We start from the raw sequence: 15,546 nt of genomic DNA on the forward strand, positions 1-15,546 counted from the left end.
ACCTGCAGATCGGGGAGAGAGAAGTTGAACTACCCAACCCAGTTCGACCCGGCCAGCCATCTACACCAGCTGTGGCCGCTGGTTGTCTACGGCCTTGCCGTGTTGGCATTGATCGGCTTAATGCTGGGACTTTCCTATTTTCTCGGCCAGCGGCGCCGGGATGCCGCCACCGACGAGCCCTACGAATCCGGCATTGTATCCCAGGGCGGCGCACGCCTGCGCCTATCCGTTGCCTACTACCTGGTAGCCATCCTGTTTATCGTCTTCGACCTGGAAGCGATTTACCTGTTCAGCTGGGCAATTGCATTTCGCGAGGCCGGATTGCTCGGCTTTATCGAGGCGACCATTTTCATACTGATACTACTGGTCGGACTGATTTATCTGTGGCGTCTCGGCGCACTGGACTGGGGTGGCAAGCAGAAGAGCCGGATGGAAGCCGGGGACGATCGATAAAGAATAAATAAGGAATCTCTATGCGCTGGCAGTTAACTAAAGCGAATGACCTGATTGCAGCGAGTGACATACGCACGGACGAAGAAATTTTTTCCGAGGAAGTTAAAAAGAACATTCTCCTCACCAAGCTCGAAGACCTGGTGGCCTGGGGTCGAGCCAATTCCTTGTGGCCATTCAACTTCGGACTTTCCTGCTGTTATGTCGAAATGGCGACGGCCTTTACCAGCCGCCACGACATCTCCCGCTTCGGCTCTGAAGTGATCCGTGCCACACCGCGCCAAGCAGACCTTATCGTTATCTCCGGTACCGTGTTCATAAAAATGGCCCCGGTGCTGCAAAGACTCTACGAGCAGATGATGGAGCCGCGCTGGGTGATCTCCATGGGCTCCTGCTCCAATTCTGGCGGCATGTACGACATCTACAGCGTGGTCCAGGGAGTCGACCGCTTCCTGCCAGTCGATGTCTATGTGCCCGGCTGCCCTCCCCGCCCGGAAGCGCTGATGCAGGGCCTGACACTGCTACAGAAATCGGTAGCAGCCGATCGCCGGGCGCTGAGCTGGGTAGTAGATGAGCAGGGTGCTCGACAGGTACCGAAACCCAGCCAGCGTGATATCCACCGGGAAGAGCGCATGCGGGCAGAAAAACTGCGCGCACCGGACTCCGTATAGCGGGCCAGTCTTCGCAAGTCATCGACTCGGTAAACCCTAGACCCGGGACAAAGACCAGGGTGTAAAAGCCAAATCGGGAAATCCTATGAGTGGCGTGATCGCATCCAGCGTTTACAAAGAAACGCCTTACCGTGCAGAAGCCGAGGCTTTCATTGCCGATCTGCGGCAGGAGTATGTGCGGGACGACTACTGGCTACAGCCGGACTGCCTCGACATGCCCACGCTGTGGGTCGATGGACAATCCATCCTGCCGCTGCTGCGTTTCCTGAAGAGCAGCATCTCTCGCCCGTTTGCGATGCTCTATGACCTCAGCGCCATCGACGAGCGCCTGCGGATCAACCGCGGCAAAGGCCCGTCTCAGCAACCCGCCAGCGATTTCACCCTCGTCTATCAGTTGCTGTCGCTGGAGCGGGATCTGTTTATCCGCATCAAGGTCGCGCTGCCGGAATCCCGATTGTCCGCCCCCTCGGCGACCAGTGTCTGGGCCAATGCCAACTGGTATGAGCGGGAAGTCTGGGACCTGTTCGGTGTCGAGTTCGTCGGCCACCCCAATCTCCGCCGCATCATGATGCCCACAACCTGGCAGGGACATCCGCTGTGCAAAAATCACCATGCGCGCGCCACCGAAGTAGACCCATTTACGCTGAGCCCGGAGAAACAGCAGGCGGAACAGCAGGCCCTGTTGTTCAAGCCCGAGGAATGGGGCATGGCCCGCGCCAGCGACAGTGCCGAATTCATGTTCCTGAATCTGGGACCGAATCACCCGAGCGTCCACGGTGTATTCCGCATAGCCTTGCAGTTGGACGGCGAACAGATCGTCGACGCCGTGCCCGATATCGGCTATCACCACCGCGGTGCGGAAAAAATGGCCGAGCGCCAGGCCTGGCATAGCTACATCCCTTACACCGACCGCATCGACTATCTGGGCGGTGTCATGAACAACCTGCCCTACGTGCTGGCGCTGGAGCAGCTCGCTGGCATCCAGGTGCCGCCACGCGCGCAAACCATTCGCGTGATGATGTGTGAATTCTTCCGCATCGCCAGCCACTTGGTTTTTTACGGCACTTTCGCCCAGGACGTCGGCCAGATGTCGCCGGTCTTCTACATGTTCGTGGACCGCGAAAAACTGTTTGGCATCGTCGAGGCGATTACCGGTGGCCGCATGCACCCGGCCTGGTTCCGTATCGGCGGCGTGGCCCAGGACCTGCCCCAGGGCTGGGACACAATGGTGCGCGAATTTCTCGACTATATGCCCGCGCGCCTGCGCGAGTACGACGGCATGGTGATCAAGAACAAACTGCTGCAGAAGCGCACCCGCGGTATCGGCGTCTACGACACCAATGAGGCCCTGGAGTGGGGCGTCAGCGGTCCCGGCCTGCGCGCCACCGGTCTCGAGTGGGACCTGCGCAAGCGGCGGCCATACAGCGGTTACGATCAGTTTGAATTCGACATTCCCACCTACGACGGCGGCGACTGTTTCGATCGCTGTCGCGTACGCGTCGACGAGATTCACCAGAGCCTGCGCATAATCCGCCAGTGTCTCGACAATATGCCCGCTGGGCCCTACAAGTCGGATCACCCGCTCACGACGCCGCCGCGCAAGGCGCAGACCATGCAGGACATCGAGACACTGATCCAGCACTTCGTCAACAACAGCTGGGGGCCTGTCATGCCGGCCGGCGAAGTCTGCGTGCCGATCGAGGCGACCAAAGGACTGAACAGCTACCAGATTATCAGCGATGGGGGCACCACCTCTTACCGCACCCGAATTCGCACGCCGTCGTTCCCGCACCTGCAAATGATCCCGCTGATGTCGTGCGGTCTGCTGGTGGCAGACCTGATCGCAATCATCGCCAGCATCGACTTCGTGATGGCAGATGTGGACCGTTGACGTGAAGGCTTGAGGAAGCGCACATGTCCAGTATTTTCGAACCGGAAGTTATAGACGTAATGGAGCACAGCAAATCGGGCCAGGGCAACATTACGGCCAGCCTGAGCGCGGCGGAACAAGAGGAAATTGACCGCGAGTTTTCTCATTACGAAGACAAGGGATCGGTGGGTCTTGAAGCCCTGCGTATCGTGCAGAAACACCGTGGCTGGATCTCCGATGAGAGCCTGCGTGCCGTTTCCGCTTACCTGGACATTCCCGTAGCTCAGCTGGAAAGTGTCGCCACCTACTTTCAACTGATCTTCCGTCAGCCGGTTGGCAAGGAAGTCATCTTTCTGTGCAAGAGTGCCAGCTGCTGGATTATGGGCTGCAACCGGCTGCAGGAAAAAATCCAGGACAAGCTTCAGATAAAACCCGGAGAGACGACCAGCGACGGACTATTCACCTTGCTGGAAACCCCATGCCTTGGAGACTGCGACAAGGCCCCGGTGATGATGATTGGCGAGGAGATGCACCGCAACCTTACCGAGTCTGACATCGACGAAATTATCGATAACAAGAAAAAAGGCCATGCTGACCAATCCGCTGACTAAAAATATCGGCCCTCAGAACCACGCCACCGATATTGTTCGCTACCAGGACAACGGCGGCTATCGCGGCTGGCGCAAGGCGCTGGACATGGCACCGGAGGATATTGTCAAACTCGTCCAGGACGGTGGCCTGCGGGGACGCGGCGGAGCCGGTTTCAATACCGGGCTGAAATGGAGCTTTGTACCCCGCGGCAAGAATAGTCCGCCTGTGAAGTACCTGGTATGCAACGCGGACGAGATGGAGCCAGGCACCTTTAAAGACCGCTTGCTGATGGAGCGCGATCCGCACCTGTTGATTGAGGGCATGGCAATCTCCGCCTACGCCATAGAGGCACGCACCGCCTACATCTTTATTCGCGGCGAATATCATGTGGCCGCAGCGCGGCTCGAACAGGCGATTGCGGAGGCCAGGGAACAGGGGCTGTTGGGTTCGAATATCCTGGGCAGCGACTACAGCCTGGATATCTACCTGCACCGCAGCGCCGGCAACTATATCTGCGGCGAGGAGACGGCATTGCTCAACGCGCTCGAGGGACGACGCGCAGTTCCCAGGGCCAAGCCGCCCTTCCCGCAGGTCAGCGGCCTCTGGGGCAAGCCTACCGTCGTCAACAACGTGGAGACCTTTTGCAATATCCCGCACCTGATCGAGATGGGTCCGGACTGGTACCGCAGCCTCGGTCGCGGCGACGATGCCGGCAGCAAGCTGTTCGGGGTCAGCGGCAAGGTGAGGAATCCCGGCACCTGGGAACTGCCGATGGGCACGCCGGTCCGCGAAATCATCGAGCACCATGCCGGCGGCATGCAGGATGGCCTGCAACTGAAGGGCTTCCTGCCCGGCGGCGGCTCAACGGATTTCCTCGGCCCTGAGCACCTCGACCTGCCGATGGACTACGACGTTATCGGCAGGGCTGGCAGCCGTTTGGGTACCGGCACAATCATCGTGCTCGACGACCACACCTGTCCGGTGGGGCTGGTACTCAATCTTTCCCAATTCTTCGCCCGCGAATCCTGCGGCTGGTGCACCCCCTGCCGGGACGGCCTGCCCTGGATAGTGAAGATTTTGCAACGCATAGAAAACGGCGAGGGCCTGCCGGAAGACCTGGACCTGCTGCGCGAGCAGGCCCAGCGCATGGGGCCCGGCAACACCTTCTGTGCCCTGGCACCCGGTGCTGCCGAACCACTACAGAGCGCCCTCAAATTGTTTGAACAGGATTTTATCGACCACATACGCAAGGGCTGCTGTCCTTATCAGTAACGGCTGCCTGTGCAGCATCAAATGTGCGGAATCAGAAAATAACGGACTGCCAATGCCAACCATCACCGTAGACGGCGAACAGTACCAGGTAGACGAAGACCAGAACCTGCTCAGTGCCTGCCTGGCCCAGGGCATCAACCTGCCCTACTTCTGCTGGCACCCGGCCATGGGCTCCGTGGGTGCCTGCCGCCAGTGCGCCGTCATCGAATACAAGGATGCCGCAGATCAGCGTGGCCGGCTGGTGATGAGCTGCATGACGCCAGTCAGAGACGGCGGCATCTACAGCGTCAACGCGGAAGATGCGCGGGAATTCCGCGGTGGCATCATCGAAGATCTGATGACCAATCATCCCCACGACTGCCCGGTATGCGAGGAAGGCGGCGAGTGCCACCTGCAGGATATGACCGAGATGAGCGGGCACACCAGCCGTCGCTACCGCGGTACCAAGCGCACCCACCGCAACCAGTACCTGGGCCCGTTTATCAATCACGAAATGAATCGCTGTATTGCCTGCTATCGCTGTACGCGCTTCTACCGCGACTACGCCGGCGGCGATGACCTGCAGCCGCTGGGCCGCAACAACCAGGTCTATTTTGGGCGCCAGCAGGACGGCATGCTGGAAAACGGCTTCAGCGGCAACCTGGTGGAAGTCTGTCCGACCGGGGTATTTACCGATAAGACCTTCAGCGAACATTTTGTGCGCAAATGGGATTTGCAGACGGCGCCGTCCATCTGTGAGCACTGCGCCGTGGGCTGCAATACCGCGCCGGGTGCGCGCGAGGCTGGCAACGGGCAGGACGTCATACTGCGCCGGGTGGTCAACCTCTACAATCGCGCTATCAACGGCTACTTCCTCTGCGACCGCGGGCGCTTCGGCTATGACTACGTCAACAGCGATGCGCGCATCAAGAAAGTACTGTCCGCGCGCAGCGAAGAGATCATCGGCTCCACCGCCACCAGCGGTGACAAAGTGCATGTGGAAATCCCGCCCAAACAGGCAGTACGACAGCTGGCCGAACGCATCGACGCGGTACAGAGAGGCCAGCGCCGGCTCATCGGCATTGGATCCCCACGCACCTCGCTGGAAAACAATTTCGCCCTGCAAAAGCTAGTCACTCGCGAAAATTTCTACGCCGGCGTCGACCGGCGCGAGCTGGAACTAGTGCAACTGCTAGACAACATCCAGCGCGATGACCGTATCCACAGGCCCGACACCCCCGATATCGAAGCGGCCGACGCGGTATTGATACTCGGTGAGGACATTGACAATACGGCGCCGAGGATCGCTCTGGCCGTCCGCCAAGCAGCGCGCAACCGTCAGAAGGCCCACGCGCAACAACTGAAAATCCCGCTGTGGCAGGATGCATCGGTGCGCCAATTGCGTGGCGATTACAGCCCGATCATCTTTGCCGGGACCGAGTTGTCCGGGCTCGCGGACATCGCCGGCGCCACGCTGTTCGATGCCCCGGAAAAGGTCGCGCGCTTTGCCGAGGCCATCGCGCAGCTGATCGGCGGTGCCGACACGGCCAGCCTTGCGTTGCCGACGGAAGAGCGTGAACTCGCCGTGCGTGTCACTGACATTCTGGCGGCCGCCGAAAAACCGCTGGTTATTTCTGGCTGCAGCAGCCGCTCCACCGAGATACTCCATGCTGCCGGCAAACTGGCCACGTCACTGGCAGACAGGTCCGCGGCCCCCTGCCAGCTTTACCTGGTCTTCCCGGAAGTAAACAGTCTCGGAATTGCCCAGTTGTTCGAACGGGACCAGGGCCACCTGGAAGAACTGGCGAACCGCCTGCAATCTAGCCGCGACAATACCCCCACAACGTTACTGATACTCGAAAACGACCTCTGCCGGCGCGGCAACAGGGAGACCGTCGAAACGATTTTGTCCCGTGCCGATGAAGTGATCCTGCTGGATAGCTTGCTGAACGAGACCGCGCGGCACGCCGACCTGATTTACCCGGCCGCGGCCACGCCGGAGTCCCAGGGTACATTTGTCAACAACAATGGCCTGGCCCAGCGTTTTTACGCCGTCTACGAGGGCGTCGGCTATATCCAGGAGAGCTGGCGCTGGCTCGTCGATGCCGTCCGCTTTAGCACGCATAAATCTGCGGCACTTTCGACCGTCGCTGGCTGGCAGCACAGTACGGACCTGAGCGAAGCGCTCGCCCGGGAGTTTTCACCGCTGGCCGGACTGGCGGAACTGGGGCCCGACGAGGGCTACCGAATCGACGGCCTCAAGGTGGCACGGCAGAGCCACCGCTACAGTGGGCGCACGGCCATCCGCGCGAAAAATCGGGTAGCGGAACTTCCGCCGCACCAGGATCCAGATGCGCCGATGAGCTTCAGTATGGAAGGCATCCACAATCCCGGGCTGAGCTCTCTGCAGGCCAATATCTGGTCACCGGGCTGGAATTCCAATCAGTCCATCCTGAAATTTCAGCAGGGTATCGGCGGCGCCCGCAAAGGGGCGAACGGCGGTATCCCGCTGCGGCGGCAGTCGCAGCCGCTTCCCGAGTGGCATTTCCACGAGACCGCCGAATCCCAGACCGTCGACAGCCAGCTGCAGATGTTGCCGCTTTATCGACTGTTCGGCTCGGATGAACTGAGTGCGCGTGCCGCGGCAATCTCCAGTGTTATCGAGCCGCCGTTCGCCGCGATCAACACGCTGGACGCCGCCGATCTCAACATCCAGGAGGGCGATCGCCTGGAGCTGGAAAGCGAATCGCAGCGCTACCAGGTCGAAGCGCGGCTTTCCGCCACACAACCCGCCGGCACCATCGGTGTCCCCAGCGGAATTCCACCGCTCGAAAGCCTGGCAGCGACTTTTCCCGGCAGGGCCAGCCTCAAGAGAATTGAGCCTGATCTCGCCACAGAAAGTGGAGATAGCCAATGACTTCCCCTGTTTGGATTATCCTGCTGAATATTGTCGGTGTGCTGATGGGGGCAGTGCTCCTCGCCGCGCTACTTACCTGGGGGGAGCGCCGCCTGCTGGGTTTCTGGCAGGATCGACCGGGGCCGAACCGCGTAGGTCCCTTCGGGCTGCTGCAGGTGGTCGCTGACATGATCAAGCTGTTCTTCAAGGAGGATTTTGTCCCGCGCTTCGCCGACATCCCGGTGTTCGTCATCGCCCCCACGGTAGTGATGGCGACCATGCTGCTCGCCTTCGCCGTCGTGCCGGTTACGCCGGCTATCGGTGTGATCGACCTGAATATCGGCCTGCTGTTCATACTCGCCATGTCTTCCATGGCGGTGTACAGCGTGATCCTCGGTGGCTACGCGTCCAACAATAAATACGCCCTGCTGGGTGGACTGCGCGCGGCGGCACAAACGGTTTCCTATGAAGTGTTCATGGGCCTCAGCCTGATGGGCGTTGTGATGCTGTCCGGCAGTTTCAATCTGCGCGAAATAGTACTGGCCCAGCAAGATGTCTGGTTTATCGTGCCGCAGTTCGTCGGCTTCCTGGTGTTTTTTATCGCCGGTATCGCCGAGAGTCATCGCCTGCCATTCGACCTGCCGGAAGCGGAGCATGAACTGACCGCCGGCTTTCACACCGAGTATTCCGGTATGAAGTTCGGCATGTTCTTTGTCGGCGAGTATTTGTCCGTCATTCTGATATCCGCACTGATCACCACACTCTTTCTCGGCGGATGGCAGGGCCCCTGGTTGCCACCCATTGTCTGGTTTTCGCTGAAGACCGGATTTCTGGTGATGCTGTTTATCCTGCTTCGCGCCGCACTGCCCCGCCCCCGCTATGACCAGTTGATGCAGTTCGGCTGGAAAGTGATGTTGCCGTTGACGCTACTCAACCTACTGATAACCGCCGGGGTATTGTTGTGGATAGGCTGAGCAACGAAGAGTCCCTGATGAAAAGCATAGGAGAGAGCCAATGATCGCGAGTCAACTGCGCAGCATGTGGCTGGTTTTCAGGCATCTGTTCACTCGCAATGCCACCGTACAATACCCGGAACAAAAGCCATACCTGGCACCGCGCTACCGCGGGCGTATCGTGCTGACACGGGATCCAAACGGCGAAGAGCGCTGCGTTGCCTGTAACCTTTGCGCCGTCGCCTGCCCGCCGGACTGTATTTCCCTGCAGAAAACCGAAGACGAGGATGGACGCTGGCGCCCGGAATTTTTTCGCATCAATTTTTCCCGCTGCATTATGTGTGGCCTCTGCGAGGAGGCCTGCCCCACCTATGCCATTCAGCTGACACCGGATTTTGAAATGTGCGAGTACGACCGGCAGAACATGGTCTACGAAAAGGAGGACCTGCTGATCAGCGGTCCGGGCAAATATCATGAATACAGTTTTTACAACGTGGCCGGCAAGGCAATTTCGGGCAAGGATAAAGGTGAGGCGCAGAATGAGGCCGAGCCGATCAACGTGAAAAGCCTGAATTTATGATTAACCATAAAAGAAAGCTCCCCTCTCCCGCTTGCGGGGGAGGGGCCGGGGGAGGGGGCAGACTGCAAGTGGCACGAGCGCGGCAGTTGCGCAGCAACTCTACCGAGGCCGAGCAGCGCCTCTGGTACTTCCTGCGCGCACACAGATTTATGGGCCTCAAATTTAAGCGCCAGAAGCCCATTGGACGATACATAGTCGACTTTGTTTGCCTGCAGCCAAAATTAATCATCGAACTTGACGGCAGCCAGCATGCAACCCAGGAAAACTATGACCAGCAACGGGATCTATGGCTGCAAAGCCGAGGGTTTCAGATTCTTCGATTCTGGAACAATCAAGTTCTAACTGAGATTCAAGCTGTATTGGACCTCATCAGGCACGAGGTACTGGCCCTCTCCCCCGCCCCCTCTCCCGCTAGCGGGAGAGGGGAGCCCTCTCTGCAGGCCGAGGAATAAATTGATGAGCGCAACGGTTTTCTATCTCACCGCGGCTGTCGCGACAGTTTCAACGTCCATGGTCATATTCAGCCGCAATGCGGTACACGCGCTGCTCTATCTGATCGTGTCCCTCCTCGCAGTGGCGGTGGTCTTTTACCAGTACGGCGCTCCATTCGCGGCAGCACTGGAGGTAATCGTCTACGCCGGCGCCATCATGGTACTGATGATTTTCGTCATCATGATGCTGAACCAGGGAGACGCGGCAGTTGCCCAGGAAAAGGCCTGGCTGCAACCGCGCGGCTGGGTCGGCCCCGCCCTACTGTCGGCGGTACTTCTGGCACAGCTGATCATGCTGCTTTCAACCGGGCCGGCCGAAACAGCCGCAGCGGCCCACTATGTGGGGCCCAAGGAAGTCAGCATCGCCCTGTTCAGCCACTACATTCTGGCGGTGGAACTGGCATCGATGCTGTTGCTGGCCGGACTCGTCGGCGCTTTCCATCTGGCCAGGCAAAAGAACGTTGATCGCGCGGAGGTGCACCATGCCGATTGAGTCGATGCCCGATTTGCATTCGGGGCTGGCACTGGCCGCGATCCTGTTCTGCCTTGGCCTGGCAGGGCTGCTGGTGCGCCGCAACATCATTTTCATGCTGATGTGTCTGGAGATATGCACCAATGCCGCCGCCCTGGCGTTCGTCGTCGCCGGTGCACACTGGGGAAGTGCCGATGGCCAGGTAATGTTCGTATTCGTCATCACCCTGGCAGCTGCCGAAGTGGCCGTCGCGCTGGCGCTGGTGCTGCAATTCTACCGGCGCCGCCACACGGTGGATATCGACCAATTAAACGGACTGAGAGGTTGATATGCAGCAACTTTTAGCCTGGATTCCGCTACTGCCACTGCTCGGTTTTCTGATCCTCGTTGCCGCACCGCTGTTTAGCCGCAGGGAGCTTCCGGAAAGTATTTCCGCCGCGATCGGCGTCAGCAGCGTTGGTCTGGCTGCACTGCTGACTGCTGTCGTTGCCCTGACGATATTCCGCCAGGATCCTTCGGCAGTATTACAGGTTTCCCTGTGGCAGTGGCTCAACGTCGGCACACTGCAGCTGGGTTTCGACTTCCATGTCGACTGGCTGACACTGGTGATGCTGGCTGTCGTCACCGGGGTGGGCTTTCTGATTCACCTCTATTCCGCCGGCTATATGCGCAAGGACCCGGGTTACCGCCGCTACTTCGCCTACCTGAATTTGTTTGTCTGCGCCATGTTGCTGCTGGTTCTGGCGGACAACCTGGTGTTGCTCTATCTGGGTTGGGAAGGCGTGGGGCTGTGCAGCTATTTGCTGATCGGCTTCTGGTACAAGGATCCGATCAATGGCGCTGCGGCGCGCAAGGCATTTATCGTCACGCGCATCGGTGATACCGCCATGGCGATCGGCCTCTTCCTGCTCTTCAACGAGTTTGCGACGCTGAATATTCGCGAATTACTGATTGCCACCGGTAGCGCATCCCCGAATGATTCGACAATCACACTGGCCGCACTGCTGTTGCTCGGCGGCGCCGTCGGTAAATCTGCCCAGCTGCCGCTTCAGACCTGGCTGCCGGATGCGATGGCCGGTCCGACCCCGGTCAGCGCTCTGATCCATGCCGCTACCATGGTGACAGCGGGCGTTTATCTGATTGCGCGCATGCATCCGCTATTTGCGCTTTCGGAAACCGCGATGAGCGCAGTGGCCGTGGTAGGCGCCCTGACCCTCCTGCTGGCCGGTTGCAGCGCCCTGGTGCAGTCCGATATCAAGCGAGTACTCGCCTACTCTACCATCAGCCAGATTGGCTACATGTTTCTGGCACTGGGCGTCGGCGCCTGGTCCGGAGCCATCTTCCACCTGATGACACACGCCTTTTTCAAGGCGCTGCTGTTCCTTTCCGCCGGCTCCGTAATCCTGAGCCTGCACCACGAACAGAATATTTTCGCTATGGGCGGCCTGCGCCGCAAAATCCCCGTCACATTTCTCTGTTTCACCGTTGGCTGTGCCTGTCTCGCGGCCCTGCCATTCACGTCGGGCTTTTACAGCAAGGATCAGATACTGCTGAGTGCCTGGGAGTACTACCACGGTTTCAACGGCATCTGGCTGGCGGGCATGCTGGGCGCATTGGTGACGGGAATCTACAGCTTTCGCCTGCTGTTTCTGGTGTTCTTTGGCGACGAGGGCAGCGCGTCGGCGCATTGCGAGGACGCCAATAACGGCACCATGACCCTGCCGCTGCTCGTTCTGGCGGTGCTGGCGCTGATTGGCGGCCTGCTGGCACCGCCACTACAGGCGGTATTCGGCGAGATCCAACCCCTGCATCCGGCTTTCTGGGTGGAAGCCTTGGCAATCGCCACGCCGCTGGCAGGTCTCGCCATCGCCTGGAGGCTCTACCTTCACCGGCGCCGTCCGCTTGCGGAGCCCTCAGCACTCGAGCGCTTCTGGTTCAGCGGCTGGGGTTTCGACTGGCTGTACGAGCGGTTGCTGGTCAGGCCATTCTTATTCCTCGCACGGATTAACCGCAACGACATTGTCGATGCCCTCTACAGGGGCACCGCCGCCGCCAGCCGGCTGTTGAACCTGCTGCTAACCAGTTCTCAGAACGGACAGGTGCGCTGGTATATGACGACCCTGGTGGCCGGTTCCATTCTCTTTCTCGCGCTACTGGTGGCTCTATGACACTCCTGGCGATTATCGCGATACTGTTTGTCGGCGGTGTTCTGGCCTGGCTGTCGGAACGGCTTTTCAATCACGGCAGCCGCTGGATCACCCTGCTCTGCCTGATGCTGGCCACGGCATTGCTCGGGCGTTACTGGGGGGATTTTACGTCAGCTACGCACGGGAGTAGCGGAGGACTCTGGTGGGACAGCCTGCAGTTGACCTGGATACCGCGCTTCGGTATCAGTTTCTTTCTCGCCGTGGATGGTCTCGGCTTCCTGATGATGGCACTGACGCTGCTGATGGGCCTGTTCGGCCTGATAGTGACCTGGAACGAAATCAAGTTCCGCCGCGGTTTCTTCTACTTCAACTATCTCTGGATCCTGGCCGGCGTGATTGGCGTGTTTTCGGCGATGGATCTCTTCCTGTTCTTTTTCTTCTGGGAAGTGATGCTGATTCCCATGCTGTTCCTGATCGCCGTCTGGGGCTATGAACAGCGCACCTATGCGGCAATCAAGTTTTTTATCTTTACCCAGGCCAGCAGCCTGCTGATGCTGATGGCGATAGTGGCGCTGGTCTACCTGCACTACAGCAACAGCGGCCAGCTCACCTTCAATTACCGTGAATTGCTGGCGGCACAGATCGCCCCGACCACTGCCTACTGGCTGATGCTCGGTTTCTTTATCGCTTTCGCGGTAAAACTGCCGGCCGTGCCGCTACATACCTGGCTGCCGGATGCGCATACACAAGCGCCCACCGCCGGCAGTATCCTGCTCGCGGCGATACTGCTGAAAACCGGTGCCTACGGATTGCTGCGCTTTACTCTGCCGCTGTTTCCCGAGGCGTCCGTGGCTTTTGCTCCGGTCGCCATGTCTATCGGCGCTGTCAGCGTCATCTATGGCGCAGTGCTCGCCTTCGCGCAGCAGGATATGAAACGCCTTGTGGCCTATTCCAGTGTCAGCCATATGGGCTTCGTACTGCTTGGGCTATATGCCCTCAACACTATCGCGATACAGGGCGCCGTCATGCAAATGATCGCCCATGGTTTCAGTACCGCCGCACTGTTCGCACTGGTCGGAGCCCTGCAACACCGCCTGCACACCCGCGATATGGCCAAGCTCGGCGGGCTCTGGACGAGCCTTCCCAAACTCTCGGCCATCGCCCTGTTCTTTGCGGTCGCCTCCCTCGGCCTCCCCGGACTCGGGAACTTCATCGCCGAGTTCCTGGTACTGATCGGTAGTTTCGGCAGCAGCCAGTGGATCACTGTGGTTGCCGCCATCGGCCTGGTGGGCGCTGCGCTCTATGCACTACTGATGATGCAGCGGGCTTTCTTCGGCAAGCCGCGCAACGGGAACGCCGACACTGCCGACAACGACAGTGTGATGGACTTGAATCCGCGGGAGACCATCGCCCTGCTGTCCCTGGCGATCGCGCTGGTAATTCTCGGACTGCGTCCGCAGCCAGTGTTTGATGTCGCCGCACCCTCGGTAGCCGCAGTGATCGGCCAGATTGACACGGCCAAACAGGCACACGGCACCGAAAAAACGACACCAACCGTATACACCAGCGCCCGCGGCGGCTGGCCGGACAGCAACCCTACCGGAGGTGAATCGCCATGAGTACACAGGAAGTCCATGCCATTCTGCCGCTGCTGGTATTGAGCGGCGGAATTGTGCTGCTGTTACTGCAGGTGTCTTTCTGGCGCGGACACCTGGCGGCAAGTACAACTGCGCTGATCACCCTGGTGGCGGCCATTCTCGCCTGTTTTCAGGTGGCCGGGCGGTTGACATCCGGAGTGGATTCCGTCGCCGTGACCGGACTGCTCCTTATCGATCACACCGCGCTGTTCTTCTGTCTCCTCCTGCTGCTGGCGGCGGTCGCTGTTGCGATACTCGGTTATAACTACCTTAAGCACCGCTGCCACCAGAATCAGCAGTTCAGCAGCTATCCGGAGGAGTTTTACATTCTGCTGTTGCTGGTCATGCTCGGCGCAACGACACTTGTCTGCGCCAATCATTTCGCCAGCTTTTTCCTCGCACTGGAATTAATGAGCCTGGCACTCTATCCGCTGCTGGGATTCGCGGTTACCGGCGATCTCTCGCCGCAGCGGGACCAGATGTATTCGCTGGAGTCCAGCGTCAAATACCTGCTGCTATCCGCGCTCTCTACCGCGCTGGGGCTGTTCGGGATTGCGCTGATCTACGGCGCCAGTGGTGCACTGGACTTCAGCGGTATCGCCACGGCCATGGCCGAACTTCCGCCGGGTCCATCCCTGCTGCTGACCGGGCTTACCCTGTTGTTGATCGCCGTGGCCTTCAAGCTCTCACTGGTCCCCTTCCATATCTGGACACCCGACGTCTATCAGGGCGCCCCGACACCGGTAACGGCCCTGATCGCAACCGTCGGCAAGGGCGCGGTGGTGGCTCTGCTGCTGCGTTTCTTTACCCAGACCGACCTTTTTGCGGTGCCGGCCCTGAGCACCCTGCTTGCAATCACCGCGGCGGCCAGCATGCTGGTCGGCAATTTACTGGCGCTGTTGCAGAACAATATCAAGCGCCTGCTAGCCTACTCCTCCATTGCGCATATCGGCTACCTGATCGTCGCCTTCATGATTGGCAACAGCGCCTTTGGCAGTGAAGCGGTCATCTACTACCTGGTGGCCTACGTGATCACCACCTTGGGCGCCTTTGCGGTAGTCGGCCTGATCGCCGACTCGGCGATGGCCCAGGCGCCCGGTGGAGCGCGGCCTATTAACGATTCCGCCTGTGACCCCTTTCAACAAGCGTATTATCGCGGTTTACTGTGGCGCTCCCCCTGGCTGGCGTGCTGTCTCGCGGCCATGTTGCTGTCACTGGCGGGCATCCCGTTGACCATCGGCTTTATCGGCAAGTTCTATATTTTTGCGGCTGGAGTTCAGGGGCAAATGTGGTTACTGCTCGCCGCCGTAGTCATCGGCAGTGCGCTGGGGCTCTTCTATTACCTGAGGCTGCTGTTGACAATGGTGCAGCGGGACCCAGAGCCCACCCCGGCTGCGGGCAGTGGCGTGCAGATCGCGACCTCCGGCCAGCTTCTACTGGTTTCCCTCACCGCGGCGCTGTTGCTATTTGGAGTGTTTCCGCAAATCTTGATCAATTGGATAAATGCACTATAACCATACGTATGCAATGATGATTG

14 protein-coding genes are annotated in these 15,546 nt (G+C 59.5%); all 14 read left to right on the forward strand.

Features of this window, described 5'->3' with window-relative positions; translation table 11 throughout:
• The first annotated feature begins 24 nt into the window (after positions 1-24).
• The 14 genes from ndhC (at position 25) to BUC36_RS10540 (ending at position 15,523) form a co-directional block, all read left to right on the forward strand.
• On the forward strand, positions 25-453 hold the full coding sequence (ndhC, locus tag BUC36_RS10475; protein ID WP_073274895.1) for an NADH-quinone oxidoreductase subunit A: 429 nt from the start codon (positions 25-27) through the stop codon (positions 451-453).
• Between the two features lie 20 nt (positions 454-473).
• The gene (locus tag BUC36_RS10480) at positions 474-1,121 is read left to right on the forward strand and encodes an NADH-quinone oxidoreductase subunit B (protein WP_073274897.1); all 648 of its coding nucleotides are present in this window, start codon (positions 474-476) and stop codon (positions 1,119-1,121) included.
• Between the two features lie 85 nt (positions 1,122-1,206).
• Positions 1,207-3,012 carry an NADH-quinone oxidoreductase subunit C/D gene (gene nuoC / locus BUC36_RS10485; protein ID WP_073274899.1) on the forward strand — a complete coding sequence of 602 codons (1,806 nt, stop codon included), beginning with the start codon at positions 1,207-1,209 and terminating at the stop codon, positions 3,010-3,012.
• Positions 3,013-3,035: 23 nt separating this feature from the next.
• A complete protein-coding gene (gene nuoE, locus BUC36_RS10490; protein WP_084535901.1) occupies positions 3,036-3,602 on the forward strand; it encodes an NADH-quinone oxidoreductase subunit NuoE in 567 nt (188 codons plus the stop codon).
• The gene (gene nuoF, locus BUC36_RS10495) at positions 3,580-4,854 is read left to right on the forward strand and encodes an NADH-quinone oxidoreductase subunit NuoF (protein ID WP_073274901.1); all 1,275 of its coding nucleotides are present in this window, start codon (positions 3,580-3,582) and stop codon (positions 4,852-4,854) included. Before nuoE ends, nuoF begins: the two co-directional genes overlap by 23 nt.
• 52 nt (positions 4,855-4,906) lie before the next feature.
• Positions 4,907-7,750, forward strand: coding sequence for an NADH-quinone oxidoreductase subunit NuoG (nuoG, locus tag BUC36_RS10500; protein ID WP_073274903.1), 2,844 nt, complete (start codon positions 4,907-4,909; stop codon positions 7,748-7,750).
• Positions 7,747-8,703: an NADH-quinone oxidoreductase subunit NuoH gene (nuoH, locus tag BUC36_RS10505; protein ID WP_073274905.1), complete on the forward strand. Its 957-nt coding sequence runs from the start codon at positions 7,747-7,749 to the stop codon at positions 8,701-8,703. Before nuoG ends, nuoH begins: the two co-directional genes overlap by 4 nt.
• Before the next feature lie 40 nt (positions 8,704-8,743).
• A complete protein-coding gene (nuoI, locus tag BUC36_RS10510; protein WP_200797257.1) occupies positions 8,744-9,262 on the forward strand; it encodes an NADH-quinone oxidoreductase subunit NuoI in 519 nt (172 codons plus the stop codon).
• Positions 9,259-9,714 carry an endonuclease domain-containing protein gene (locus BUC36_RS10515; protein WP_084535903.1) on the forward strand — a complete coding sequence of 152 codons (456 nt, stop codon included), beginning with the start codon at positions 9,259-9,261 and terminating at the stop codon, positions 9,712-9,714. The genes nuoI and BUC36_RS10515 overlap by 4 nt, the downstream gene beginning before the upstream one ends.
• A gap of 4 nt (positions 9,715-9,718) precedes the next feature.
• A complete protein-coding gene (gene nuoJ / locus BUC36_RS10520) occupies positions 9,719-10,246 on the forward strand; it encodes an NADH-quinone oxidoreductase subunit J (protein ID WP_073274909.1) in 528 nt (175 codons plus the stop codon).
• Positions 10,236-10,553, forward strand: a complete 318-nt coding sequence (gene nuoK, locus BUC36_RS10525) for an NADH-quinone oxidoreductase subunit NuoK (protein ID WP_143186954.1) — start codon at positions 10,236-10,238, stop codon at positions 10,551-10,553. Before nuoJ ends, nuoK begins: the two co-directional genes overlap by 11 nt.
• A gap of 1 nt (position 10,554) precedes the next feature.
• On the forward strand, positions 10,555-12,393 hold the full coding sequence (gene nuoL, locus BUC36_RS10530; RefSeq protein WP_073274911.1) for an NADH-quinone oxidoreductase subunit L: 1,839 nt from the start codon (positions 10,555-10,557) through the stop codon (positions 12,391-12,393).
• On the forward strand, positions 12,390-13,991 hold the full coding sequence (nuoM, locus tag BUC36_RS10535; RefSeq protein WP_084535905.1) for an NADH-quinone oxidoreductase subunit M: 1,602 nt from the start codon (positions 12,390-12,392) through the stop codon (positions 13,989-13,991). The genes nuoL and nuoM overlap by 4 nt, the downstream gene beginning before the upstream one ends.
• Positions 13,988-15,523: an NADH-quinone oxidoreductase subunit N gene (locus BUC36_RS10540; RefSeq protein WP_073274913.1), complete on the forward strand. Its 1,536-nt coding sequence runs from the start codon at positions 13,988-13,990 to the stop codon at positions 15,521-15,523. The genes nuoM and BUC36_RS10540 overlap by 4 nt, the downstream gene beginning before the upstream one ends.
• The last annotated feature ends 23 nt before the right edge of the window (positions 15,524-15,546 follow it).

The organism is Microbulbifer donghaiensis (assembly GCF_900129095.1).
Taxonomy (GTDB): domain Bacteria; phylum Pseudomonadota; class Gammaproteobacteria; order Pseudomonadales; family Cellvibrionaceae; genus Microbulbifer; species Microbulbifer donghaiensis.

Excerpts from the sequence above, each read along its gene's own strand:
- BUC36_RS10480 (WP_073274897.1), top strand. The coding sequence starts at position 474 with ATGCGCTGGCAGTTAACTAAAGCGAATGACCTGATTGCAGCGAGTGAC.
- nuoC (WP_073274899.1), top strand. The coding sequence starts at position 1,207 with ATGAGTGGCGTGATCGCATCCAGCGTTTACAAAGAAACGCCTTACCGT.
- nuoE (WP_084535901.1), top strand. The coding sequence starts at position 3,036 with ATGTCCAGTATTTTCGAACCGGAAGTTATAGACGTAATGGAGCACAGC.
- nuoF (WP_073274901.1), top strand. The coding sequence starts at position 3,580 with ATGCTGACCAATCCGCTGACTAAAAATATCGGCCCTCAGAACCACGCC.
- nuoG (WP_073274903.1), top strand. The coding sequence starts at position 4,907 with ATGCCAACCATCACCGTAGACGGCGAACAGTACCAGGTAGACGAAGAC.
- nuoH (WP_073274905.1), top strand. The coding sequence starts at position 7,747 with ATGACTTCCCCTGTTTGGATTATCCTGCTGAATATTGTCGGTGTGCTG.
- nuoI (WP_200797257.1), top strand. The coding sequence starts at position 8,744 with ATGATCGCGAGTCAACTGCGCAGCATGTGGCTGGTTTTCAGGCATCTG.
- BUC36_RS10515 (WP_084535903.1), top strand. The coding sequence starts at position 9,259 with ATGATTAACCATAAAAGAAAGCTCCCCTCTCCCGCTTGCGGGGGAGGG.
- nuoJ (WP_073274909.1), top strand. The coding sequence starts at position 9,719 with ATGAGCGCAACGGTTTTCTATCTCACCGCGGCTGTCGCGACAGTTTCA.
- nuoK (WP_143186954.1), top strand. The coding sequence starts at position 10,236 with ATGCCGATTGAGTCGATGCCCGATTTGCATTCGGGGCTGGCACTGGCC.
- nuoL (WP_073274911.1), top strand. The coding sequence starts at position 10,555 with ATGCAGCAACTTTTAGCCTGGATTCCGCTACTGCCACTGCTCGGTTTT.
- nuoM (WP_084535905.1), top strand. The coding sequence starts at position 12,390 with ATGACACTCCTGGCGATTATCGCGATACTGTTTGTCGGCGGTGTTCTG.
- BUC36_RS10540 (WP_073274913.1), top strand. The coding sequence starts at position 13,988 with ATGAGTACACAGGAAGTCCATGCCATTCTGCCGCTGCTGGTATTGAGC.